The organism is Rhizobium ecuadorense (genome assembly GCF_001187535.1).
GTDB lineage: Bacteria > Pseudomonadota > Alphaproteobacteria > Rhizobiales > Rhizobiaceae > Rhizobium > Rhizobium ecuadorense.
In genome coordinates this window covers 1-484 of record NZ_LFIO01000375.1, presented here as the reverse complement: position 1 = coordinate 484, position 484 = coordinate 1, and the positions used below count along the sequence as shown (strand labels likewise).

Here is a 484-nt window from a genome sequence, read left to right as displayed (position 1 = left end):
CATCGACGTCGCGGTCAACAATGCCGGCTACAGCCTGCTCGGCAACTTCGAAGAGTTGGGCACCGCCGAAATCGAAGGGCTAATGTCGACTAATTTCTACGGGGTCATGTATGCGATGCGCGCGGTTCTTCCGGTCATGCGCAAGCAGCGGTCGGGCCGGATCATCAACATCAGTTCGCTTGCCGGGATCGTCGGCTTCAAGCACTGCGGAGCATACAGCGCCTCGAAATTCGCGGTTGAAGGCCTCTCGCAAGCGGTTGCTCAGGAAGTCGAACAATTCGGCATCAAGATCACCGCCGTCGCACCTGGCTTCTTCCGGACAGAGCTGCTCGACGCCCAGAATGCGAAGTACGCCGCCAGCACCATCGAGGACTACGCCGCCGAAGGCAGCGCTGAAGACATGTGGTCAGGCTACAATGGCAAACAGGGTGGTGATCCCGCAAAGCTGGCCGACGTCCTTGTAAAGTTCGTCGGCATGGAAAAT

At 58.5% G+C, this 484-nt stretch carries 1 protein-coding gene; it reads left to right on the top strand.

Going from position 1 to position 484, the window contains the following annotated elements; translation table 11 throughout:
- Positions 1-484, top strand: a 484-nt coding sequence (locus tag AF337_RS08135) for an SDR family NAD(P)-dependent oxidoreductase (RefSeq protein WP_152970960.1), incomplete at both ends; no start/stop codon positions are given.